This is a genomic window from Tatumella sp. UCD-D_suzukii (assembly GCF_000611875.2).
GTDB classification, from domain to species: Bacteria; Pseudomonadota; Gammaproteobacteria; order Enterobacterales; family Enterobacteriaceae; genus Tatumella; species Tatumella ptyseos.
Genome location: NZ_JFJX01000056.1, coordinates 82,605 through 106,701, shown reverse-complemented (window position 1 = coordinate 106,701; position 24,097 = coordinate 82,605). Strand labels below are relative to the sequence as shown.

Genomic DNA, 24,097 nt, shown 5'->3' with positions numbered 1-24,097 from the left:
CAGCCACTCTACACTTTAACAACAGAGGATATGTTTCCGGCATGAATCGCAGAAAGTTTATTAAAGGAACGATGGCTGTCTCGGCTCTTGGTTCTATGACAGGTTTATCTTCACTGCTGGCAAACCAGGCCTGGGCGGCCGATGGGATCGCCGATGGTAATGCCAGAAAATTCGATTTCAGTCAGCTGAAACAACAGGCGTCAGCACTGGCGAAAAAACCCTGGGCCGGCGCGCCGGGCCCGTTGCCAGAAACCCTGGCCAATCTAACCCCACAGGACTACAACGCCATACAGTATGATGCCAGTCATTCCTTGTGGAATAATGTCCCGGATCGTGAACTGGATGTGCAGTTCTTCCATGTCGGGATGGGTTTCAAACGCCGTATCCGTATGTTCTCTGTCGATCCCGCAACACATTATGCCAGAGAAGTCCATTTCCGCCCCGAGCTGTTTAATTACAATGATGCACATGTGGACGTCAGCCAACTAAAAGGGAAAACCGATCTCGGTTTTGCAGGGTTCCGTGTCTTCAAAAAACCGGAACTGGCCCGCAGAGATATCGTATCGTTCCTTGGCGCCAGCTACTTCCGTGCGGTCGATGACACTTATCAGTACGGTTTATCTGCGCGCGGGGTTGCTATTGATACCTTTACTAACCATGAAGAGTTTCCTGATTTTACCGCCTTCTGGTTTGAAACGCCGAAGCCTCAGGACACCACTTTTGTAGTATATGCGCTGCTGGACGGAGCCAGCCTGACCGGTGCGTTCAAATTCACCATCGACTGCGAGAAAGAGCGTGTCGTCATGACGGTGGAAAACAGTCTGTATGTACGTAAAGATATAGAACAACTGGGTATCGCTCCGATGACCAGTATGTTTAGCTGCGGTACCAACGATCGCCGGATGTGTAACACCTACCACCCGCAAATTCATGACTCTGATCGCCTGGCGATGTGGACAGGCAAAGGTGAGTGGATTGCCCGGCCGCTGAATAACCCGCAACGCCTGACCTTTAACAGCTTTAGCGATGAAAACCCGCGCGGTTTTGGTCTGTTACAACTTGACCATGATTTCTCTGATTATCAGGATGTTATTGGCTGGTATAACAAACGGCCCAGCCTGTGGGTAGAGCCTGTTGGTCAATGGGGCAAAGGGGCAATAAATCTGATGGAGATCCCGACCACGGGTGAAACACTGGATAACATTGTCTGTTTCTGGCAACCGGAGACTCCGGTGAAAGCCGGTAATACACTCAGCTTTGAGTACAAACTGTACTGGAGCAGCCTGCCACCGGTAGAAAGCTCGCTTGCTCGTGTGGGTGCAACCCGCACAGGCATCGGCGGTTTCCCTGAGGGCTGGGCACCGGGTGAGCACTTCCCGGAAGTCTGGTGCCGCCGCTTTGCTATCGACTTTGTGGGCGGAGACCTGAAAGCTGCAGCCCCGAAAGGCATTGAGCCGGTGATCAACGTCTCTTCCGGAACGTTTAAACAGGTTGAAATCCTGTATGTCGAACCTCTGAACGCGTACCGGATCCTGTTTGACTGGTATCCTGACAGTGATTCAACGGCACCGGTCAATATGCGTCTGTTCCTGCGTACGAAAGATGAGACACTCAGCGAAACCTGGATGTATCAGTATGTTCCGCCGACACCCGACCAGCGGAAATATGTGGATGATCGCCAGATGAGCGCTGGCTGATAACCTCTGACGGAGCCTGCGGGCTCCGTTATTTTTGTAACCTCATCGCGATGTGATCAATCCCGTCTTCCTGGTAAATATCCCCTTCGGCCACAAATCCCCTGCCCGCATAAAATGCCTGCAAATGTGCCTGAGCGGATAAATGTATCGGCAACGCAGTAAAGTGAAGCCTGCAACTTTCCAGTAGTCTGTCGAGCAACAGATAAGCAAGCCCCTGCCCGCGTGCCGCCGGAGCGACAATAACCCGCCCGATGCTTACCTCTTCCGGAGCAGTTTCCGCCACCAGGATCCGTGCATAAGCCACCAGCAAACCGTCACGGTAGCCGAACAGATGCCGGTTATTTCCCCGCAGATCCTCGCCATCGATATCCTGATAAAGGCACTGTTGCTCAACAATAAATACCTGATTACGCAATGCCAGCATCTGATAACACTCTGCAACCGGTAATTCAGTGTGGTGGTAATCTTTCCAGATCACTTGCTACATATTCTTGTCCTGATTTTACCGCGGGTTTAAAAACGTCCGGCACTGAACTGCCTGGCCGCGTACCTGTCTGCTGATGACTGTAGCAGTAAACCACTGCCCCGGAAAACACCGGTTAACACACCGTCCGCCAGACAGAACACCGGTAAATATTCCGGAAAGGAATGCGGGCCCAGCGAAACTGTAATCCGGGTTCAGAGATCGGGACCGGTTCCGCTTTTTCCGGCACCTCCGGAGATAAAAAAAAGGCCATGGAACCCATGGCCTTTTAATCAGATACCGCAAAGCAAGCCGGTTACAGTAAGGGCTGCGCCAGTCTGACCAGCGAGATCAACGGTTGCGGGTAAACGCCCAGTAATAACACCAGCACAGCCGAGATCAGCACCACAATACCGCCGGCGGTGTATCCCCAGTTGTTAGTCGTATCCCGATGATGTAAGCCCGGTGCGCTCAGGAACAGACTGACGGTAACACGCAGATAATAGTAAAGCCCGATGGCACTTCCGACGACAACGGCGGCGGTCAGCCACCACAGACCGGCATGAACGCCCGAAGCCAGCACATAAAACTTACCGATAAAACCGAGTGTGGCAGGGATCCCAGCCAGCGACAGCATCATCATCGCCAGTACGCCGGACAAAACCGGGCGGTGCCAGAACAATCCACGATAGGAGTACAATGAGTCAGTATCACTCTCATTACCTGCCCCCGACATCAGACTGACCACACCGAAGGCCCCCAGGCTGCTGAACAGATACCCCGCCAGATAGACCCCGGACGTTTCGATGGATAGCTCATGGGAAGCGGCAGCTGTCAGCGCCACCATCAAATACCCCAGGTGAGCAATAGAGGAGTAGCCCAGCATCCGTTTAATATTATTCTGGGCCAGTGCCATCAGGTTACCCGCCAGAATAGAGGCGAAAGCAATAACCGCCAGTGCCGTTCGCATCCCCTCACTCTGGCTTATCGGCACGTCCAGGAATAAACGCATCACCACCGCAAAAATAGCGATTTTACTGCCGGTGGCGAGGAACGCCGATACCGGTGCCGGCGCGCCCTGATACACATCCGGCGTCCAGAGGTGGAACGGAAACAGCGACAGTTTAAACCCGACACCAATCACTATCATGCCGAACCCGGTCAGCATCAGAGGTGATGCCGGTGCCGCTCCCGTCAGGCTTTGGCTCAGTCCTGCAAAGGTCAGTTCCCCGCACCCTGCGTAGACCAGCGCAATACCGAACAGCAGGAAAGATGAAGCCGCGGCAGACAGCAAAGTATATTTAATGGCCGCTTCCAGTGATCCCTTATGGCGGAAGGCATAACCCACCAGACCGAACAGGGGCAAAGAGAGCAGTTCAACACCAATAAACAGTGAGGCCAGGTGATCGGCACTCGCCAGTACAATACCTCCCAGCACAGCAATGGCGACCAGCAGATAGAACTCGTCACAGTGGTCTTTGAAAGACTTAAGCCAGGGGTAAGCGAAGGTGCAGGTCGCAAGCCCGGACAGGATAACCAGCGCACTGTAAAAAACTGAGTAGCCATCCACCCGCAGCAGGGAGGTAACGTCTGCCCCCCCGCTATGGCCGCTAAACCACAGAGACACCAGCGCGATATTAAGACCAATGACTGTCAGCGTAGCGTTCACAAAGTGATTACGTCGCCACGCAATAGACAGCATCACGACCACCACGGTTAATCCGGTGATTAACAGGGGGAGCAGTGCAATCAATTGTTCAGTAGTAATTGTCATGGCGGATCACGGCCTTGTCATAGAAGTTGAAACGGTAAACCAGTGCTGAATATTGCTCATCGCAGCATTTGAGGTATCCAGAATCGGTTGCGGGTAACCCCCCAACAGAACCAGCAGCACCACCAGTACCAGAATCATCGTAAACTCACGCACAGACAACCCCCGCAGCGGTGCCGGAGATTGAGGCGCACCATAATATGCCCGCTGTATCATGATAAGAGAGTACACCGAAGCAAATACCAGTCCGAACGTTGCAATCACAATAATGGCCGGCACCGTGCGGAAACCGCCGGTCAGGATCATAAATTCGCCAACAAAGTTCCCGGTCCCCGGCATGCCGAGGTTGGCTGCCGCAAAGAACAGTGAGAGCCCTGGCAACCATTTAATACGCGCCCACAATCCGCCCATCAGACGCATGTCGCGGGTATGCAGTCGCTCGTACAACTGACCACAGAGAATAAACAGCGCCGCGGAAGACAGACCATGAGCAATCATCTGCACTACCGCCCCCTGAAATGCCAGCTGACTGCCGGTATAGATGGCAATCAGGACAAACCCCATATGTGAAACCGAACTGTAGGCGATCAGGCGCTTGATATCCGTTTGGGAGAACGCCATCCAGGCCCCGTAGAAAATCCCCAGCAGTCCCAGCCCCATGGCGATAGGAGCAAACTCTGCGGATGCCTGCGGAAATAAGGGCAGACTGAAGCGTAACAAACCATAGGCCGCGGTCTTCAGCAAAATACCGGCCAGGTCAACAGAACCCGCGGTCGGTGCCTGACTGTGCGCATCCGGTAACCAGCCATGCAAAGGCACAACCGGCATTTTTACCGCAAAAGCGATAAAGAAGCCCAGCATCAGCAAATACTGCACCGTCGAAGACATCGGCGTATGCAGCAATTGTTCATAGTCAAACGTCCAGACCCCTGTGGCGTGATAATGCACCATCACCAGTCCGAGGATAGCGATCAGCATGATAAGCCCGGACGCCTGGGTATAGATAAAGAACTTAGTGGCTGCCGAAATCCGTGTTTTACCGTCCGAAGCTTTATGTCCCCAGAGGGCAATCAGAAAGTACATCGGGACCAGCATCAGTTCCCAGAAGAAGAAGAACAGGAACAGATCAACGGACAGGAAAACGCCGACCACCCCGCCCAGGATCCACATCAGGTCCAGGTGAAAAAAGCCCTGATACTTCTGAATTTCATTCCAGGAACAGAGAACGGCCATCACACCCAGCAGACCGGTCAGCACAACCATCAGCAACGATAAACCATCAATCGCCAGATGAAAGCTGATGCCGAATGCAGGGATCCAGGGAACAGAAAAAGACGATTGCCACTGCGGGATCCCCGCAGCCTGAGTGAATGAATACCCCCCCTGAGACCAGAGTAACAAGGAAAGGACCAGCGTTAACCCCATGGTCAGCAACGCTATCCAGCGTGGTGCTCTGACGCCTAAGCGTTCAGCCAGCCAGCAGAGCAAGCCGCCGACGAAGGGGAGGATAATTAGCCAAGGTAGTAACACGGCGTTAGGTTCCCTTTTAGTGATCCGCGGCAGTCATGCCACCGCGAAAATTTATCAAGCTTCGAAAGACAAAGGTGTATCTGCACCCTGCTCTGTTCCGCTCACCTCAAACCACCAGCATTAACGCCAGCACGACGACTGCACCAATCCCCATGGAGGCCACATACCAGCGCAGATACCCGTTCTCACTTACAGCCAGAGCCCTGCCCGCAGCCCGCGAAACCGTGCCTGACAGATCAACCAAGGCGTTGAAGGGATCCGATTTCAGCAGCCAGGCAATGCCCCGGAAGGTTTTGACAAACACCAGGTCATAGAGCCAGTCAAAGCCCCAGGCAGCAAACCACCAGCGGGAAAGAAAACGTCCGGGCGCACTGGCTGCAACAGCCGTCACCAGTGTTCTGCGCCCCAGCCATAGCAGAGCCGCTATCACAATTCCGGCCACCGCCACCACGCCGGAAGTGATTTCCAGCACTGTTTTACCGGCTTCACCTGTTCCTGTATCCGGTAACACGCCACGCAGAGGGGGTGTGATCAGCGCCCCGATAAAGGTCGACAACACCAGAAGTACCAGCAACGGTAAATGGTGAGTGATCCCTTTCCCGGCATGCGCCTTAATTTTTTCTTCACCATGGAAGACGATAAAAATCATCCGGAAGGTATAGACCGACGTCAGGAACGCTCCCACCAGACCGGCGATCAGCAGAAGGTGATGACCGTTAGCCATCGCACCATAGAGGATCTCGTCTTTACTGTAGAAACCGGCCGTTATGATCGGTAATGCCGATAACGCGGCGCCCCCGACCAGGAAGCAGGTGTAGACCAGCGGGATGCGCTTACGCAAGCCACCCATTTTGAAAATGTTCTGCTCATGATGGCACGCCAGGATCACGGAACCGGAAGAGAGGAACAACAACGCTTTAAAGAAAGCATGGGTCATCAGGTGAAAAATCGCCGCATCCCAGGCCTGTACACCTAAGGCCAGGAACATATAGCCAATCTGGCTCATGGTCGAATAGGCGAGTACCCGTTTGATATCTGTCTGAACCAGTGCTGCAAATCCTGCCAGCACCAGGGTAATAGCCCCGATAATCCCGACCAGATGCAGCACTTCCGGCGTCAGCAGAAACAGCCCATGCGTCCGGGCAATTAAATAGACCCCCGCGGTGACCATTGTTGCCGCATGGATCAGTGCGGATACCGGGGTCGGACCCGCCATCGCATCCGCAAGCCAGGTTTGCAGAGGTAACTGTGCCGATTTACCGACCGCACCGCCCAGTAACATCAGTGTCGCCCACTCAAGCAGGTGATTATTGGCGGCAAAGTGTTCCGGCGCCAGAGCGGCCATCTCCCGGAAATTCAGCGTACCCAACTGGTTGTAGAGGATAAACAGGCCAATGGCGAGAAAGACATCCCCGATGCGGGTGATGATAAATGCTTTCATCGCGGCTTTACCGTTATCCGGATTGGTGTAATAGAAACCAATCAGCAGATAAGAGCACAGCCCTACCCCTTCCCAGCCCAGATACATCAGCATCAGGTTATCCGCCAGTACCAGAACGACCATACTGGCGATAAACAGGTTGGTGTAGGCGAAGAAACGCGAATAGCCCTCTTCACCACGCATATACCAGGAGGCAAACATATGGATCAGAAAACCCACCCCGGTCACCACCGACAGCATGGTCATCGACAGTCCATCCAGCGTCAGACTGACCTGAATATTGAACTGTCCGACCTGCATCCAGGTCCAGAGCGGTTGCTGATAGAGCGCTTCACCGTGCGCAAAAAAATCGATGCCGGCATACAGAGTCACCAGAGCCGCCAGTCCGACAGATCCTACCCCCACCGTGGCGGAGACATTTTCTGACCAGCGGCCCCGGGAGAATGCCAGCAACAGGAAACCCAGCAGTGGCAATAAAATAGTTAAATAGAGAAGGTTCATCCGCGCATCTCACTCACTGAATCGATATTCAGGGTCTGACGACGACGATGTAATTGCAGCAATAAGGCCAGTCCGATGCTGGCTTCTGCCGCCGCGAGACTGATGGCCAGAATATACATCACCTGACCGTCTGCCTGCCCCCAGCAACTTCCCGCCACCACCAGCGCCAGCGCAGCGGCATTGATCATAATTTCCAGACCAATCAGCATAAACAGCAGATTACGCCGGACGATCAGCGAGGTCAGTCCGAGTACGAAAAGAATTGCTGCAAGGATCAGTCCGTGTTGCAGAGGTATCATATCTGTTCCTCCCTGTTAGCCTGCACTGAGTCATCTGTAAGGTTACTTAATACTTCACCACGGCGTTCTTCACGACCAATGTGGTAGGCCACCACCACACCGGCCAGCAGTAACATGGATGCCAGTTCCACCGCCAGGACATACGGGCCGAACAGACTGATCCCCACCGCTTTAGCGGCGATCACGGTTCCGTCGATCCCCTGATCATTAACCGTACTGATCGCATGGATCATCGCTATCAGTAACAATAAGGCAATAACGCCGGGGCCGATCCACAACGAGGGTTTCAGCCATTCCTGTTCCTGCTTTTGCTGAGCCTTGCCCAGATTAAGCATCATCACCACAAAGACAAACAGCACCATAATGGCCCCGGCATAGACGATGATTTCCAGTGCTCCGGCAAAATAAGCCCCCAGGGAGAAAAATACCCCGGCCACGGCCAGTAAAGAGATGATCAGGTACAGTAAGGCATGTACAGGATGCGTATGAGTAATCACCCTGAGTGTGGTTAACACTGCCACCGCCCCGCAAAAGTAAAACGCGAATTCCATGCCCGACTCCTTAGGGTAATAAGCCTTTAACGTCGATAGGTTTGGCTTCGTTTTCGGCGGAACCTTTTTCTTTACCGGTGATCGCCATACCGGCCATACGATAAAAATTGTATTCCGGATATTTGCCTGGCCCTGAAATCAGCAAATCCTCTTTCTCGTACACCAGATCCTGACGCCTGAATTCACCCAGCTCGAAATCGGGCGTTAACTGGATAGCCGTGGTCGGACAGGCTTCTTCGCAAAGACCGCAAAAGATGCAACGCGAGAAGTTGATACGAAAAAATTCGGGGTACCAGCGTCCGTCGGCCATCTCCGCTTTTTGCAGGGAAATACATCCCACCGGACAGGCCACCGCGCACAGGTTACAGGCAACACAGCGTTCTTCTCCGTCCGGGTCACGGGTCAGGACAATCCGTCCCCGATAGCGCGGAGGCAGATAAACCGGCTCCTCCGGATACATCTGTGTTTCACGTTTAGCAAAGGCATGCATCCCTATCATCCAGATACTCCGTACCTGGGTCGCAAAGCCTGTCGCAATTTCTTTGATTTTCACGGTGCTACTCCTTACTGCGCGTTGAACAGGATCACTGCGGCAGTCACCAGCAGATTCAACAGCGTCAACGGCAAACAGACTTTCCAGCCGAACGACATGACCTGGTCATAGCGCGGACGAGGCAGTGCGGCGCGGATCAGAATAAACATCATCATGAAGAAGGCAGTTTTAAGGGCAAACCAGACGAAGGGAGGCAGCCAGGGACCAAGCCAGCCGCCAAAGAATAAGGTAACAATCAGCGCAGAAACTGTCGTGATAGCCACATATTCACCGACAAAGAACAACCCGAACTTCATCCCAGCATATTCGATATGATAACCATCCGCCAGTTCCTGCTCGGCTTCGGGCTGGTCAAACGGATGGCGGTGACAGACCGCCACTCCGGCAATACAGAAGGTAATAAAGCCAAGGAACTGCGGGATGATATTCCACAAATGGGCCTGGCTGTTGACGATATCAGACATATTGAATGATCCCGCCTGCGCCACCACGCCCATCAGGGAAAGTCCCAGAAAAACCTCATAACTCAGGGTCTGGGCAGAGGCACGCATCGCCCCCAGCAGGGAGTATTTATTATTACTTGACCAGCCGGCAAACAGCACCGCATACACCGCCAGTCCGGCCATCATCAGGAAAAACAGTAAACCGATATTCAGGTCGGTTACCATCCAGCCCGGGGCGACCGGGATGATGGCAAAGGCCAGCAGTAACGCCACAAAAGCAATCACCGGTGCCAGGGTAAAAATAACGCGATCCGTAAAGGGCGGCACCCAGTCTTCTTTGAAGAACATTTTAATCATGTCTGCGGCCAGCTGCAGAGAGCCGCCCCAGCCGACACGGTTTGGCCCGTAACGGTTCTGGAACAATCCAAGCAGCCGGCGTTCTGCAAAACTCATAAACGCCCCGCAGACCACCACGACCAGCAGGATCACCACCGACTTAATGACCTGGACAATGACTGCTTCCGCTTCAGGGGTAAACCAGCTCATTGTGCTGCCTCCTGCAGTTTATCAATGGTTGCACCAGACAGGAACGGCGGGATCCCCGGCAAGCCTAAGGGCAGACCTACCTGCCCCGCGGGTAACTGTGCAGAAAACCGGACCGGCAACACCAGCGTTTCTCCGCAACATTGCAGCTCCAGCCGGGCCCCTTCATTAACGCCCAGGGTAGCGGCGTCTGACGGATGAAGCACCACGAAGGCCTCGGTCATGCGCTCACGGAAAACGGCTGAACGCTGGGACAATTCGTCACTGCCGAACAGACGATACAGTGGCGCGACCTGCCAGCCCTCAGGGGCACGTTGACCCGGCACCGGGAACCAGGGCAGTTGCCCTGCGGCAGGCTCAATCAGCCTGACACCCGGGTCCCCGTGTCGCAGATGTCCGCCCACTTCATCCTGAAACTTATTCCAGGCCTGAGGCGAGTTCCAGCCCGGCGCCCAGGCGAAAGGTACCTGCGAGCGAGGTGCCTCTGGCTGGTTGTTCCCTTCCATGGAAAAAGCGAACATGGTGTCTTTGTCCTGAGGCTGACGTGGTTCATGGACACTGATATTGGCCCGCATCGCCGTACGGCCACTGGAGCGATGAGGAGAGCGGGCCAGTTTTTGGCCGCGGATCCGAAAAGAGGCATCGGGTGCAGCATCCCTGATGGCCGCCAGCTGCGGTTGCTGCACAATCACGGACTCAATCACATGATCCAGCTGTGACCAGTCGGTTTTACGGCTTTCCAGCACCGCGTGCAGTGAGTGCAGCCAGCGCCAGCTTTCAGAAATCAGTACAGTGTTGTCGTAGAAGGCCGGATCAAAGACCTGGAAGAAGCGCTGTGCCCGGCCTTCATTGTTCACAAGGGTGCCGTCGGCTTCAGCAAAACTGGCGGCAGGTAACACGAAACCGGCTTTTTCCAGCGTCGCCGTCTGCTGGTGATCAACCACGATGACCTGCCGGCAGACACTCAGAGCCTCATCTACCAGCGCACGCGGCGCATTGCGGTACAGATCATTTTCCATAATCACGACCGCATCAGCTTCGCCGCGGCGCAGTTGATCCAGTACCGGCTCAAGAGGCTGTCCGCCCAGCATCGCCAGACCCAGGCTATTCGCCCGGGGGACCAGCAAGGTCAGCCCTACGTCTGCGCCGGTATTTTTCAGCGCACGCGCCACATTGGCCGCCGCCTCGATCATGGCGGGCGATCCGGAGTGTGTCCCGGAAATAATCAATGGTTTCTTTGCACCGGTCAGCGCCTGAACGACAACGTCCAGTTTCCCCTCCAGTGCGCTATCGATACCTTCTGCGGCCGGTGCTGCGCTGTCGATAGCATGGGCAATCGCAAAGCCGACACGGGCCTGCTCAGCCACCGGTGCGCGATAACTCCAGGCCGCAATATCATCCAGCCGGGTTTCATCAACATGGGTGATAAACAGCGGATGTTTCGCATGCTGACCAATATTCAGGATGGCCGCTATCTGCCAGTCCGCCACTTTCTGGGCTGCTGCCATTTCACGGGCTTTACCTTTCACGGCCTGACGTACCGAAAGTGCGATACGGGCACCGACCTGTGTCAGATCCTCACCGAGCACCAGAATGGCATCGTAGTCTTCAATCTCCCGCAATGACGGCGTGTAAATACCGCTTTCGCGCAGTACCTGAAGTACCTGCATTACATTCTGATGTTCCTGGCTGGCCATGCCCGTAGAAAAGTTTTCTGCCCCCACCAGTTGCTGTAACGCAAAGTTACTTTCAATGCTGGCCCGGGCAGAACCGATACCGACCACTTTTCCGGCCTGACGCAATACATCCGCAACGGCATTCACTGCCTGTGTGGCATCCATCGTCACCGGATTATCACCACGGCGCTGCCAGGGATGACGGGGCCTGTCTTTCAGATTGACATACCCGTAACCAAAGCGGCCACGGTCACACAGAAAATAGTGGTTTACGCTGCCATTAAAGCGGTTTTCAATACGCCGTAACTCCCCGTAACGTTCGCCGGGGCTGGTATTACAACCCACGCTGCATTGCTGACAAATGCCGGGTGCAAACTGCATGTCCCACTTACGGTTGTAGCGTTCAGAATGGGTTTTATCGGTAAAGACCCCGGTCGGGCAGACTTCCACCAGATTGCCGGAAAATTCACTTTCCAGTGTGCCGTCCTGCGGGCGTCCGAAATACACATTATCATGCGCACCGTACACGCCAAGATCGGTGCCGCCGGCATAATCTTTGTAGTAACGGACACAGCGATAGCAGGCAATACAGCGGTTCATTTCGTGAGAGATAAACGGCCCGAGATCCTGATTCTGATGTGTCCGCTTAGTGAAACGATACCGCCGGAAGCTGTGGCCGGTCATCACGGTCATATCCTGAAGGTGACAGTTACCCCCCTCTTCACACACCGGACAATCGTGCGGATGGTTAGTCATTAACCATTCCACCACACTTTCACGGAATTCTTTTGCTTCTCCATCGTCAATGGAGATAAAGGTGCCGTCCGCCGCGGGCGTCATGCAGGACATAACCAGCCGTCCACGGGTATCTTCGGCATTCTGATATTGCTTTACCGCACACTGGCGGCAAGCCCCCACGCTGCCCAGCGCCGGGTGCCAGCAAAAATAAGGAATATCCAGCCCCAGTGACAGACACGCCTGTAACAGATTGTCTGCCCCGTTTACTTCATATTCTTTACCGTCTACATGGATTGTAGCCATAGTGAACATGCTTCCGTAAGGCTCGTGCAGGCACGAGCGTTAGACACAGTACTTATAATTTTTGTTGGTCAACCGGCTCTGACCGCGATTGCGATAAGAGAAACTCAGTTACCAGCGTGCTTTCAAAAGGTTAGGCTGGATCCCCGCAATACTGCGGACATTCCCGAAGACCTGTGGTGCAATACCTGCTTCAAACTCTTCACGAAAATATTTGATGGCGCTTTGCAGCGGTTCGACCGCTCCCGGCGCGTGGGCACAGAAGGTTTTACCCGGCCCCAGTTGACGACACAACTGCTGCAGAGTTTCGATATCGCCCGGCTGGCCCTTGCCCTGTTCCAGCGCCCGCAGGATTTTGACACTCCAGGGCAATCCGTCCCGACAGGGCGTACACCAGCCACAGGATTCACGGGCAAAAAATTCTTCCAGGTTACGGACCAGAGACACCATATTAATTTCGTGATCCACCGCCATCGCCAGGGCCGTGCCCAGTCGGCTGCCGGCTTTACCGATACTGGCAAACTCCATTGGCAGATCCAGATGACTTTCGGTCAGAAAATCCGTCCCGGCACCGCCGGGTTGCCAGGCTTTGAAACGCAACCCGTCCCGCATCCCCCCGGCATAATCTTCCAGGATTTCGCGGGCCGTGATGCCGAAAGGCAGCTCCCACACGCCGGGATGCTTAACCCGGCCGGAGAAGCCCATCATTTTGGTGCCGGCGTCCTCACTGCCGGAGATCCCTTTGTACCAGTCGACCCCGTTAGCGAGGATTGCCGGAACATTGGATAGCGTTTCTACGTTGTTAACACAGGTCGGTTTCCCCCAGACTCCGGCCGACGCCGGGAATGGCGGTTTGGAACGGGGGTTCGCTCGCCGGCCTTCCAGGGAGTTGATCAGGGCGGTTTCTTCACCACAGATGTAACGACCGGCCCCGGTATGGACGATAAGTTCGAAGCTGAAGCCCGTCCCCAGAATATTTTCACCGAGATAACCCGCCGCTTTGGCTTCTTCTATCGCCCGCCGCAGATGCACTGCCGCTTCAATATATTCACCGCGCAGGAAGATATATCCGCGGTAAGCTTTCAGCGCAAACGCACTGATCAGCATGCCTTCCACCAGCTGATGTGGCATCTGCTCCATCAGTAAGCGGTCTTTGTAGGTGCCTGGTTCCATCTCATCTGCATTACAGAGCAGATAACGGATATTCATCGATTCATCTTTCGGCATCAGGCTCCATTTCAGACCGGTCGAGAACCCGGCCCCTCCACGGCCTTTCAGCCCTGAGTCTTTCACCTGTGCGACGATCTCTTCCGGCGCCAGGCTTTTCAGCGCTTTTTCCGCGCCGGCATACCCGTTTTTGCTACGGTATTCCTCTAACCAGACCGGTTGCTGGTCATCCCGCATACGCCAGGTCAGCGGATGGGTTTCCGCCGTACGAATGATCGTTTTTACACTCATGGGTACTGCTCCAGTAATGTCGCAATCGCTTCCGGCGTCAGATGAACATGGGTCTGCTCACCGACCATCATGACCGGCCCCTTATCACAATTCCCCAGGCAGCAGGTAGGCAGCAGAGTGAAGCGACCGTCAGGGGTTGTCTGACCGGGTTTAATCTTCAGTTGCTGCTCCAGTGCGGCCTGTATCCCCTGATAACCGGTGATATGGCAGACGACGCTGTCACAATAGCGGATCACATGGCGGCCAACCGGCTGCCGGTAAATCTGGCTGTAAAACGTCGCCACACCTTCGACATCACTGGCCGGGATCCCCAGCACATCAGCGATCGCCCCGATAGCTCCGTCAGGAACCCATCCCCGCTGCTTCTGAACAATTTTCAGCGCTTCGATGGAGGCGGCACGGGCATCTTCATAATGGTGTTTTTCATGTTCTATCGCCTGACGTTCTTCCCCACTCAGGGAAAAAACCTGTTCAGGTTCAACCGTCTTAATGGTTATGTTTTGCTCATTCATCATTAGCGATCCACGTCAGACATAACAAAATCAATACTGCCCAGATAAACAATCAGATCCGACACCAGGCTGCCACGGATCACCGAAGGTATTTGCTGCAAATGCGGGAAACTCGGTGTTCTTACCCGGGTGCGATAGCTCATCGTGCTGCCATCACTGGTCAGGTAATAACTGTTGATCCCTTTGGTGGCCTCAATCATCTGGAAAGATTCATTGGCCGGCATGACCGGGCCCCAGGAAACCTGCAGGAAATGGGTGATCAGCGTTTCGATGTGCTGCAATGTGCGCTCTTTCGGCGGAGGCGTCGTCAGTGGGTGGTCTGCTTTAAACGGCCCGGCAGGCATGTTATTCAGGCACTGCTCCAGGATCCTCAGTGACTGCCACATCTCTTCCATTTTCAGCATGACACGGCTGTAAGCATCGCTGATGCCATCACCAACCGGGATGTCGAAATCGAAATTCTCATACCCGGAATACGGACGCCATTTGCGGACATCAAAATCGAGACCGGTGGCCCGTAATGCCGCGCCGGTGGTACCCCACTCCAGAGCTTCCTGCAGGTTATATGCCGCCACCCCTTTTGAACGTCCTACCAGCACGGAGTTACGCAGTGCGGCTTTGTCATACTCTTTCAGCCGTTTTGGCATCCAGTCCAGAAATTCACGTAACAGTCGTTCCCAACCTTTTGGCAGATCATGAGCAACACCGCCGATGCGGAACCAGGCCGGGTGCATACGAAATCCGGTAATCGCTTCGACAACATCGTAAATTTTCTGTCTGTCCGTGAAGGCAAAGAACACCGGCGTCATCGCACCGACATCCTGAATAAAGGTGGAGATGTACAGCAGATGGCTATTGATCCTGAACAGCTCTGAAAGCATCACGCGGATCACGTCGACCTTTTCCGGGACCGTGATCCCCGCCAGTTTTTCGACAGCCAGCACATAAGGCATTTCATTGACGCACCCGCCCAGATACTCGATACGATCGGTATAGGGGATATAGCTGTGCCAGGATTGACGCTCGGCCATTTTTTCGGCACCACGATGGTGATAGCCAATATCCGGAACGCAATCGACGATCTCTTCGCCATCCAGTTGCAGAATAATACGGAACGCACCATGCGCTGAGGGGTGGTTCGGGCCAAGGTTCAGGAACATAAAATCTTCATTCCTGCCACCCCGCTTCATGCCCCACTCTTCGGGATTAAAGGTCAGCGCCTCCATCTCCAGATCTTCTTTCGCTTTAGTCAGTGAAAAAGGATCAAACTCAGTGGCCCGGGCGGGATAATCCTTACGCAGCGGATGCCCGGTCCAGGTCTGTGGCATCATGATGCGGGTCAGATGCGGATGTCCGTTAAACGTTATCCCGAACATCTCCCAGGTCTCGCGCTCATACCAGTTCGCATTCGGGAAGACAGGGATCAATGTCGGTAAATTCAGATCATTTTCCGCAAGAGCAACCTTCAGCATAATGTCGCGGTTACGCCCTATCGATAACAGATGATAGAACACCGAAAAGTCTGCGGCCGGAAGCCCCTGCCGATGGGTACGTAAACGCTCATCCACGCCGTGCAGATCATAGAGCATGACATACGGCTCAGGGAGTTTGCGCAAAAAGGTGACGACATCCGTGAGTTGTTCACGGGGAACCCAGACAACCGGAATACCGGTGCGGGTGGGCTGAACAGTAAAGGCATCCGGGCCAAAACGATTACGCAGTTCACCGATGACGGGATCATCAAGATGATCACGGGTTTGCCATGAGGGCTGAACGGAGTCGTGCGTGTTCAAATCAGTCATATGATATTCACCATGCCGGCCTGTTTCAGGCACTAATAAGATGACATCAGGATGGTATCCGGCGGGATTATGACTCTAAAAGCGCCATACATATTCATCCATAAGTAACCGGCTCAGATTTCGTCCGGGGTACGTAAATTGGTCACAGCAATGCGTTCACCGCGCTTTCTTTCCCGCTCAGAAGGCATATTGGCACGATACACGCCCTGGTCTCCGACCACCCAGGACAACGGACGGCGCTCTTTGCCGATAGATTCCTGAAGCAGTAATAGCGCCTGCATATAGGCTTCGGGACGTGGCGGACACCCGGGGATATACACATCAACGGGCAGGAACTTATCGACTCCCTGAACCACGGAATAGATGTCGTACATACCGCCGGAGTTAGCACAAGCCCCCATAGAGATCACCCATTTCGGTTCCAGCATCTGGTCATACAATCGCTGGATAACCGGGGCCATTTTGGTAAATGGCGTACCGGCAATGACCATAAAATCAGCCTGACGCGGTGAAGCACGCATGACTTCAGCCCCGAAGCGGGCAACATCATGTACGGCGGTAAAAGAGGTTGTCATTTCGACATAGCAACAGGAAAGCCCGAAGTTATAAGGCCAGAGCGAGTTCTTTCTTCCCCAGTTCACCATATCGTGCAGGGCATGTTCGAGTTTCCCCATATACACGCTGCGATGGACATGCTGTTCAAGCGGATCCGTGACGATTTCCTGTTTTTGCAGGGGATAGCGATCGTTTTCACCGTTATTTTCGGGGTCTATGCGGGTCAGCGTATAGTCCATTTCAATGCCTCGCTGTTACTGCTTTTCTGAGGGGGTATGATGCTGACGAGTGGCCGTAACGACCGGAATCCGGCGACGCGCCGGTGCCCAGTCAAGCGCACCGATCCGTGCCAGATAGACAAGGCCCGCCAGCAATACCAGAATAAAAATTGCCGCTTCTGCAAATCCTATCCAACCGCTTTCCCGCACGGAGGCAGACCATGCATAGAGAAACAGGGCTTCAACATCGAAAATGACGAAGAACATCGCCACGAGATAGAATTTTGCGGACAACCGCAGTTGAGTGTTGCCGACCGGCGCAATACCCGATTCGAAAGGTGTATCCTTGTATCTGGCCTTTGCCCTGCCCCCCAATAACCAGCCCCCGGCCAGCATGAAGATGCATAAACCTATAGCAATGACGACAAACACAACGAATGCCCAATGATGTGCAATTACTTCCGTAGCTGTTGACATACTCTTGCTTACTCACGAAATGTGTTTCAGGTGACCGGCAATGACACGCCCCCCATCAACACAAAAATTCAGGAAAAGGAGATAAGCCCGATAAAAATTGCTCAGCCGGCTTGATATCCATAGCTTTTTAGGGGTTTTACCCTCTTAGTAAACCTTTTGTCAACCTTTACATATTTAAATTAAATAGTAGGAAACATACGAAACATATTATTAACAATTAGTGCACCCGGGTCGACCTGAAAATTGTCTTTATGGCCCGTCGGTGCCGGAGAACGGCTAACTCTGGACGAAGTGTTTAAATTTTGGTCTAAACACCTACATTCTGGCAGGTCTTTGGTTATTTTCCTGTCAGGCGGGTGATTTTTTTTTGATCAGGAACAGCCTTACGGTCTGAGTGTTCAAAAATCAAACAGAATGAGAGGGGGCGGGGGGCAGGAAACAGCAGTGAGAGGGAATAAAAAAAGACCCGCGCGTTACCGGGCAGGTCTTTTGTCCGGAAAGAAAGGGATAACGGCTGTATTTAATCCGCCGCAATATCTTCAGCAACTTCAGGTATGTCTTCAGACATCTCTGCCGGCGGATGTGAAGGATCCGCTAACGGCCTGAGTACATTAAACACCGACTGCAGCAATTCGTTTTCTGTCGCCTCTTTGCGACATAACAAATATTGCGTATCCGGTAACTGGGGTAAATACTCTGCACTTCCAAGCACCCGCACATCCGGGCCAATCATCTCTGCAGGACGCGCGGTTGCCCCGAGTCCGGATTTCACGGCGACTTTAACGGCAGACAGGGACGCCGCAACATAAGAGATGCGCCACGGCATACCGATTTTATCCAGATGTTCAATGGCCATTTCACGAAACGGGTTCGGTTCATCCTGTAATACCAGCGGTAAGGCTTCACCATGGCGGAACGCATAATCGGCTGCACAAAACCACAGCGTCGGTGATGTACGCAGTACCTGACTGACCACATCGCCAAACGCTTTCGTGGCCAGCACCAAATCAACTTCTTCCCGCTCCAGCATGGCAAAGATATCTTCGGGCGGATTGATACGGATATCGATAGTCAGCTTAGGATAGAGTGTGGTGATCCGGTTAAGTACATAAGGTAACAGCGTTTCCGCGGTATCTTCCGTTACCCCTATCGTCAGAATGCCCTGAACATTGCTGTACATCAGCGATGCACAGGCCTCATCATTAAAGCGCAGGATTTTTCGGGCATAACCGAGTAGCTGAATCCCGTGCTCTGTCAGCAACTTATTGCGACCATGGCGGGCAAAAAGTTCTTTTCCTACCAGTTGTTCCAGTCGTTGCATTTGCTGACTGACTGCAGATTGAGTGCGACAGACCGCTGCAGCTGCCGCTGCAAATGTATTCAGGTCCGCTACAGCCACAAAGGTTCTTAAAAGATCAAGATCCAGATTCATTATCGGGGGATTAATATTTGTCATATTTTATAGTCACTTATAGGATTTTATTGCTACTGCCCTGGTGTTACTTCAAAGAACCTGCCAATAGACAGGATATAAATAAAATTTTTTATCATTGCGCGAAAAGGGTGGTTTATCGTCAGTACTGATGACGAAACTGCGGCAGTTTCGCCTAAACAACCTCACTTTGATCGTGCTCTCCGGCCTCAGACACCTGCAAAGGGCCGTTATTCCGGAAACAAATTAAAAATATTCGCAGGCCCGCAGTCCCCTCCTCTTTTACAGTATTTCAGAAGGTACATCCTGCCTTTTAATTTGTTAATTATACTTAATCATTTTTAGCAGAGAATTGGAATTTTTTTTATATAAAATTACACAAATTTTGACCTGCTTCATATTCAGGGAACTTTACTTAAAGGGTAATTATCTCCGTCAGGTCCTATTATGTGCTGGCAACAGAGGTAAATATTCTATCATATTGTTTTTAAACTGTGATTTTCCTATTCTATTAATTGTCACCTATCGGAAATTATTAATAGTTAACAGAAATATCTCAATTAACGATTAATGACGAATACTATTTAAGATATTTCTCATCTCTGCAGGAAAAATGAAACCGATTTCAGTTTTAAATTATTAATAAGTTCCTGCGAATAATTTTCTCTACAGCATAAAATTATTTTGAGATGAGTTAATTTTATTCGATTCAATTTGTGGCTATTAAATCTGAATTTTCAACAGAATAAAAAACCAACTTATTGATCAAATACAGATTTAAACACCAAAAACCAACATAAAACCAACACTTTATAACATTAAAAGTATTGATATACGCCAAAAGTCGCTAAAATTCACCTTAACCCTTCTTTTAGGGTGACCAGAAGCGTACATTTATAGGCTTCACTGTCGGGCAAATACACGGACTCTGCTGTCCAGGGCGATTGTAATGACTACTAAAATTGAAAAATCCGCAAAACTTGATAACGTTTGTTATGACATCCGAGGTCCGGTACTCAAAGAGGCCCGCCGCCTCGAAGAAGAAGGCAACAAAGTCCTTAAACTGAACATCGGCAACCCTGCCCCGTTCGGCTTCGAGGCTCCGGACGAAATTCTGGTCGATGTGATTAAACATCTCCCCACCTCACAGGGCTATTGTGATTCAAAGGGACTGTATTCTGCCCGCAAAGCGATTATGCAGCATTACCAGGCTCGCGGGATGCGTGATGTCACCGTTGAAGATATTTATATCGGTAACGGTGTGTCAGAGCTGATCGTGCAGTCAATGCAGGCTTTACTGAACACGGGGGATGAAATGCTGGTCCCTGCGCCGGATTATCCGCTCTGGACGGCGTCAGTCTCCCTCTCCAGCGGCAAAGCCGTCCACTACCTGTGTGATGAATCTGCAGGCTGGTTCCCGGACCTGGATGATATCCGTGCAAAGATTACACCAAGAACCCGCGGTATTGTCATCATTAACCCGAATAACCCGACCGGTGCAGTATACAGCAAAGAACTGTTACTGGAGATCGTCGAGATCGCTCGTCAGCATAACCTGATCATTTTCGCCGATGAGATCTACGATAAGATCCTCTACGATGAAGCACAGCATCACTCCATCGCGGCGCTGGCACCTGACCTGCTCACGGTGACATTTAACGGTCTGTCCAAGACGTATCGCGTAGCCGGATTCCGCCAGGGCTGGATGGTACTTAACGGGCCGAAAAAGCATGCCAAGGGATATATAGAAGGCCTGGAAATGCTGGCCTCTATGCGTTTGTGCGCCAACGTGCCTGCACAACATGCTATCCAGACAGCGCTGGGGGGATATCAGAGTATCAGCGAGTTTATTGTTCCTGAAGGACGCCTTTACCAGCAACGTGAACGCGCCTGGGAAATGATCAATGATATTCCGGGAGTCAGTTGCGTAAAACCACAGGGCGCACTTTATATGTTCCCGCGCATTGATCCGAAAAAGTTTAACCTGCACGATGATCAGAAAATGGTGCTGGACTTTTTATTGCAGGAAAAAGTCTTGCTGGTACAAGGCAGTGCATTTAACTGGCCATGGCCGGATCATGTGCGTATTGTGACTCTGCCACGCGTCGATGACCTGGAAATGGCCATCAGTAAGTTCGGACGTTTTCTGGAGCACTATCACCAGTAACCTGCCGGCCTTCGCTTTCTGCCAGTGACGGGGGGCTCCCCCCGTTCTGCGGGTTGTGCGGATCATCCGGTGGACGCGCAATCCGGAACTCCCCCTCCCCCCTCTTTACTGCACCAGGAACATGACTGATGAAATTTCAAAGTACTTTTATGGCCTGGATAACCCGTATGCCTCTGATAAAACGCTGGGCATTAATGCATTGCGTACAGAAAGAGAATGTGGCTGAACATAGTCATCAGGTCGCGGTTATCGCCCACTTACTGACCGTCATCGGTAATACCCGCTATAACAATCCCCTGGATCCGGATCGCGCCGCAGTGATTGCCCTGTATCATGAAGTCTCTGAAACAAAGCTGCAGGACATCAATTCTAAAACGAAATATCATAATCCGCAGTTTACTCAGGCGTTTAAGCAACTGGAAACCCTGGCTGAACAGGAATGCATCGAAACCCTGCCGGAAGATTTACGCGAACGTTTCTCCGGACTGATTATTCAGAAGAATGTCGACCCACGCTATAAAGCCATTGTTAAAGCTGCAGATATCCTGTCAGCCTATATTAAGGCATTGAATGAACTTCGTTTTCATAATGATGAGTTCATCCATGTCAAAGAAGGGCTGGAATCGCGCATCAGCGAGTTACGCCGGGAAATGCCAGAGGTGGATGACTTTATGGAAATATTTTGTGCCAGCTGCACCACAACGCTGGATAAAATCTCTGAACACTATCAGTAACCGATCCATGCAGGCAGTCAGGAACCGGCAGGGGTGACTGTTAACTGACACTGCCCGTTCCCTGAACAGTCAGCGTTAATTTTGCCAGTTACGGTTTACCCCGGGGCGGTGTCATACCTTCCGTCTGACCGGTTTCACGCAGCTCAATCCGGGGAATTCATCCCGAATAAATACCTCCGGCCACCAGTCCCTGTCAGGGCAGGTCAGAGATCATCCAGGAAAGTCTTATCCAGCTGCCGGAAAGCCCTTTTCAGTAAATCCGCCAGCGACTGATAAGTCGGTTCACCGTCAGGAATAGCGGTGGGTTGTCCTGCCTGCTCAAGTTTAGTGCGCACGGAATGATACCATTGCAGCAATGTCGGAGGCAGCGGCTTCATGGCTCGTTTACCCATCCACCATAATCCCTGAACCGGCAGGCTACATGCAAAAAGCGCACTGGCAACCGCGGGGCCGGTTTGTGCATGGAGGGCAATTTGCCAGCAAAGGGTAAACACGGCGACGGGCGGCATAAAGCGGATACCAAAGCGAATCGCCTTTCCGATGCGATGTTCCGGAAACACCGGGCTCAGGCGCTTGTCATTGGGCCAGGTATTCATATAGTGTTGTCCGCGCTTAAGCACACCGAACCAGTTAACATTGCCCGTATTACTCATACCGGTACCTCAGATAACAATCTAACGTGCAAAAAATTTTAATCCCACGCAGATAAAGAGTAAAATTTAGCATAATTTTCAATAAGACAGGGGCTTATTAGCACCCTGTGATAAATTGTAGCCATTAAAGCATGACACGTAAGCGTAGCCACTCAAAAAAACAGGTAAAAATAACTAATTTTTTTGAGTGGGGACAATTTTTTAATTCAGCAGGCTGTTTATCATGAACATGTCAGCTTTCATGGGTTACATTAACGTCTTATTACGTTGTTCATCACCACTTTAAACAAATAGGTGCTTCCATGTCGAGTAAGTTAGTTCTGGTTCTCAACTGCGGCAGTTCTTCCCTCAAGTTTGCTATTATAAATCCGGAGAATGGTGATGAATATCTTTCCGGATTAGCGGAATGCTTTAACCTGCCCGAAGCCCGCATAAAATGGAAACAGGAAAGCGGTAAACAGGAGGCGGCTCTGGGAGCGGGGGCTGCGCACAGTGAAGCGCTGAATTTTATTGTCGGGCAAATCCTCAGTCAGCAGCCGGAACTCTCAGCGCAAATCGTGGCCATTGGCCACCGTATTGTTCATGGCGGAGAGCGGCTGACTCAGTCCATTTTAATCGATGACCAGGTCATCGAAGAAATCAAAAATGCATCCTGTTTTGCACCGCTGCACAATCCGGCCCACCTTATCGGTATCGCCGAAGCCCTGAAGAACTTCCCGCACCTGGCCTCTAAAAATGTGGCCGTGTTCGATACGGCATTTCATCAGACTATGCCTGAGTCTTCTTATCTGTATGCACTGCCCTATCAGCTTTACACAGAGCACGGGGTACGCCGTTATGGTGCACACGGAACCAGCCATTATTACGTTTCTCTGGAAGCCGCAAAAATGCTGGAAACCCCACCAGAGTCGCTGAATATTATTACCTGCCATCTGGGTAATGGCGGTTCTGTCACCGCTATCCGGGGCGGAAAAAGCGTGGATACGTCAATGGGGTTGACGCCTCTGGAAGGGCTGGTCATGGGCACCCGTAGCGGCGATATCGACCCTGCGATTATTTTCTTCCTGCATGATAGCCTGGGAATGAGTACCGATCAGATCAACACCCTGCTGACCAAAGAGTCCGGTTTACTGGGACTGACCGGGGTCACTAATGATTTCCGCTTTGTCGAAGAAAATTACCAGCATCAGGAAGAAGCCAGACGGGCGATGGAAGTCTTCTGTCACCGGCTGGCGAAATACATCGGTGCCTATACCTCCCTGATGGAAGGCCGTCTGGATGCGGTCGTATTTACCGGCGGTATTGGTGAAAATGCCGCAACGGTCCGTGAATTGACCATGAAAAAACTGGCATTGCTGAATTTCGATGTCGACCATGACCGTAACCTGGAAGCCCGTTTTGGTCAGGCCGGGTTTATCAACAAGCCAGGCACCCGCCCGGTACTTGTCATCCCGACCAATGAAGAACTTGTCATTGCCCGCGATGCCGCACGCCTGACCGCCTGAATGAACTCGTCTGCCGCCAGCACAGTCTGGCGGTCTTTTTTACAGATCTGATAAACGCAGAGAGGCCGCAAGTGTCCC

General features: G+C 52.3%; 20 protein-coding genes. 4 read left to right on the top strand and 16 right to left on the bottom strand.

Annotated elements, in window-relative coordinates:
* Positions 1-41: 41 nt before the first annotated feature.
* Positions 42-1,697, top strand: a complete 1,656-nt coding sequence (locus CG67_RS12840; protein WP_025903347.1) for a glucan biosynthesis protein D — start codon at positions 42-44, stop codon at positions 1,695-1,697.
* Positions 1,698-1,725: 28 nt separating this feature from the next.
* Here the strand turns inward: CG67_RS12840 and CG67_RS12835 are convergent, their stop codons facing one another.
* The 15 genes from CG67_RS12835 to CG67_RS12765 form a co-directional block, all read right to left on the bottom strand.
* Positions 1,726-2,175: a GNAT family N-acetyltransferase gene (locus CG67_RS12835; RefSeq protein WP_038024800.1), complete on the bottom strand. Its 450-nt coding sequence runs from the start codon at positions 2,173-2,175 to the stop codon at positions 1,726-1,728.
* A gap of 301 nt (positions 2,176-2,476) precedes the next feature.
* A complete protein-coding gene (nuoN, locus tag CG67_RS12830) occupies positions 2,477-3,934 on the bottom strand; it encodes an NADH-quinone oxidoreductase subunit NuoN (RefSeq protein ID WP_025903346.1) in 1,458 nt (485 codons plus the stop codon).
* A gap of 6 nt (positions 3,935-3,940) precedes the next feature.
* Positions 3,941-5,461 carry an NADH-quinone oxidoreductase subunit M gene (nuoM, locus tag CG67_RS12825; protein WP_025903345.1) on the bottom strand — a complete coding sequence of 507 codons (1,521 nt, stop codon included), beginning with the start codon at positions 5,459-5,461 and terminating at the stop codon, positions 3,941-3,943.
* 106 nt (positions 5,462-5,567) lie between these two features.
* Entirely contained in the window at positions 5,568-7,403 is a 1,836-nt protein-coding gene (gene nuoL / locus CG67_RS12820; RefSeq protein WP_025903344.1) for an NADH-quinone oxidoreductase subunit L, read from the bottom strand.
* The gene (gene nuoK, locus CG67_RS12815) at positions 7,400-7,702 is read right to left on the bottom strand and encodes an NADH-quinone oxidoreductase subunit NuoK (RefSeq protein ID WP_025903343.1); all 303 of its coding nucleotides are present in this window, start codon (positions 7,700-7,702) and stop codon (positions 7,400-7,402) included. Before nuoK ends, nuoL begins: the two co-directional genes overlap by 4 nt.
* Positions 7,699-8,253 (bottom strand): NADH-quinone oxidoreductase subunit J, encoded by a 555-nt coding sequence (nuoJ, locus tag CG67_RS12810; RefSeq protein ID WP_025903342.1) that lies wholly within the window; start codon positions 8,251-8,253, stop codon positions 7,699-7,701. Before nuoJ ends, nuoK begins: the two co-directional genes overlap by 4 nt.
* 10 nt (positions 8,254-8,263) lie before the next feature.
* Positions 8,264-8,806, bottom strand: a complete 543-nt coding sequence (nuoI, locus tag CG67_RS12805; protein ID WP_025903341.1) for an NADH-quinone oxidoreductase subunit NuoI — start codon at positions 8,804-8,806, stop codon at positions 8,264-8,266.
* A gap of 11 nt (positions 8,807-8,817) precedes the next feature.
* Positions 8,818-9,795 (bottom strand): NADH-quinone oxidoreductase subunit NuoH, encoded by a 978-nt coding sequence (gene nuoH / locus CG67_RS12800; RefSeq protein ID WP_025903340.1) that lies wholly within the window; start codon positions 9,793-9,795, stop codon positions 8,818-8,820.
* On the bottom strand, positions 9,792-12,509 hold the full coding sequence (gene nuoG, locus CG67_RS12795; protein WP_025903339.1) for an NADH-quinone oxidoreductase subunit NuoG: 2,718 nt from the start codon (positions 12,507-12,509) through the stop codon (positions 9,792-9,794). The genes nuoH and nuoG overlap by 4 nt, the downstream gene beginning before the upstream one ends.
* Positions 12,510-12,617: 108 nt before the next feature.
* Entirely contained in the window at positions 12,618-13,964 is a 1,347-nt protein-coding gene (gene nuoF, locus CG67_RS12790) for an NADH-quinone oxidoreductase subunit NuoF (RefSeq protein WP_025903338.1), read from the bottom strand.
* On the bottom strand, positions 13,961-14,476 hold the full coding sequence (gene nuoE / locus CG67_RS12785) for an NADH-quinone oxidoreductase subunit NuoE (protein ID WP_025903337.1): 516 nt from the start codon (positions 14,474-14,476) through the stop codon (positions 13,961-13,963). The genes nuoF and nuoE overlap by 4 nt, the downstream gene beginning before the upstream one ends.
* Before the next feature lie 2 nt (positions 14,477-14,478).
* Entirely contained in the window at positions 14,479-16,278 is a 1,800-nt protein-coding gene (gene nuoC / locus CG67_RS12780; RefSeq protein ID WP_025903336.1) for an NADH-quinone oxidoreductase subunit C/D, read from the bottom strand.
* A 113-nt stretch (positions 16,279-16,391) separates the two neighbouring features.
* On the bottom strand, positions 16,392-17,072 hold the full coding sequence (locus CG67_RS12775; RefSeq protein ID WP_025903335.1) for an NADH-quinone oxidoreductase subunit B family protein: 681 nt from the start codon (positions 17,070-17,072) through the stop codon (positions 16,392-16,394).
* A 15-nt stretch (positions 17,073-17,087) separates the two neighbouring features.
* Positions 17,088-17,528 (bottom strand): NADH-quinone oxidoreductase subunit A, encoded by a 441-nt coding sequence (locus CG67_RS12770; RefSeq protein ID WP_025903334.1) that lies wholly within the window; start codon positions 17,526-17,528, stop codon positions 17,088-17,090.
* Between the two features lie 520 nt (positions 17,529-18,048).
* Positions 18,049-18,984, bottom strand: a complete 936-nt coding sequence (locus CG67_RS12765; protein ID WP_025903333.1) for a LysR family transcriptional regulator — start codon at positions 18,982-18,984, stop codon at positions 18,049-18,051.
* A gap of 925 nt (positions 18,985-19,909) precedes the next feature.
* Here CG67_RS12765 and CG67_RS12760 point away from each other — a divergent pair.
* Positions 19,910-21,127, top strand: a complete 1,218-nt coding sequence (locus CG67_RS12760; protein ID WP_025903332.1) for a pyridoxal phosphate-dependent aminotransferase — start codon at positions 19,910-19,912, stop codon at positions 21,125-21,127.
* Between the two features lie 128 nt (positions 21,128-21,255).
* Positions 21,256-21,861 (top strand): 5'-deoxynucleotidase, encoded by a 606-nt coding sequence (gene yfbR, locus CG67_RS12755; protein WP_025903331.1) that lies wholly within the window; start codon positions 21,256-21,258, stop codon positions 21,859-21,861.
* A 203-nt stretch (positions 21,862-22,064) separates the two neighbouring features.
* Here the strand turns inward: yfbR and yfbV are convergent, their stop codons facing one another.
* Positions 22,065-22,514: a terminus macrodomain insulation protein YfbV gene (gene yfbV, locus CG67_RS12750; RefSeq protein WP_025903330.1), complete on the bottom strand. Its 450-nt coding sequence runs from the start codon at positions 22,512-22,514 to the stop codon at positions 22,065-22,067.
* Positions 22,515-22,816: 302 nt separating this feature from the next.
* Here yfbV and CG67_RS12745 point away from each other — a divergent pair, with 302 nt between their 5' ends.
* Positions 22,817-24,019 carry an acetate kinase gene (locus CG67_RS12745; protein ID WP_025903329.1) on the top strand — a complete coding sequence of 401 codons (1,203 nt, stop codon included), beginning with the start codon at positions 22,817-22,819 and terminating at the stop codon, positions 24,017-24,019.
* Positions 24,020-24,097: the final 78 nt, after the last annotated feature.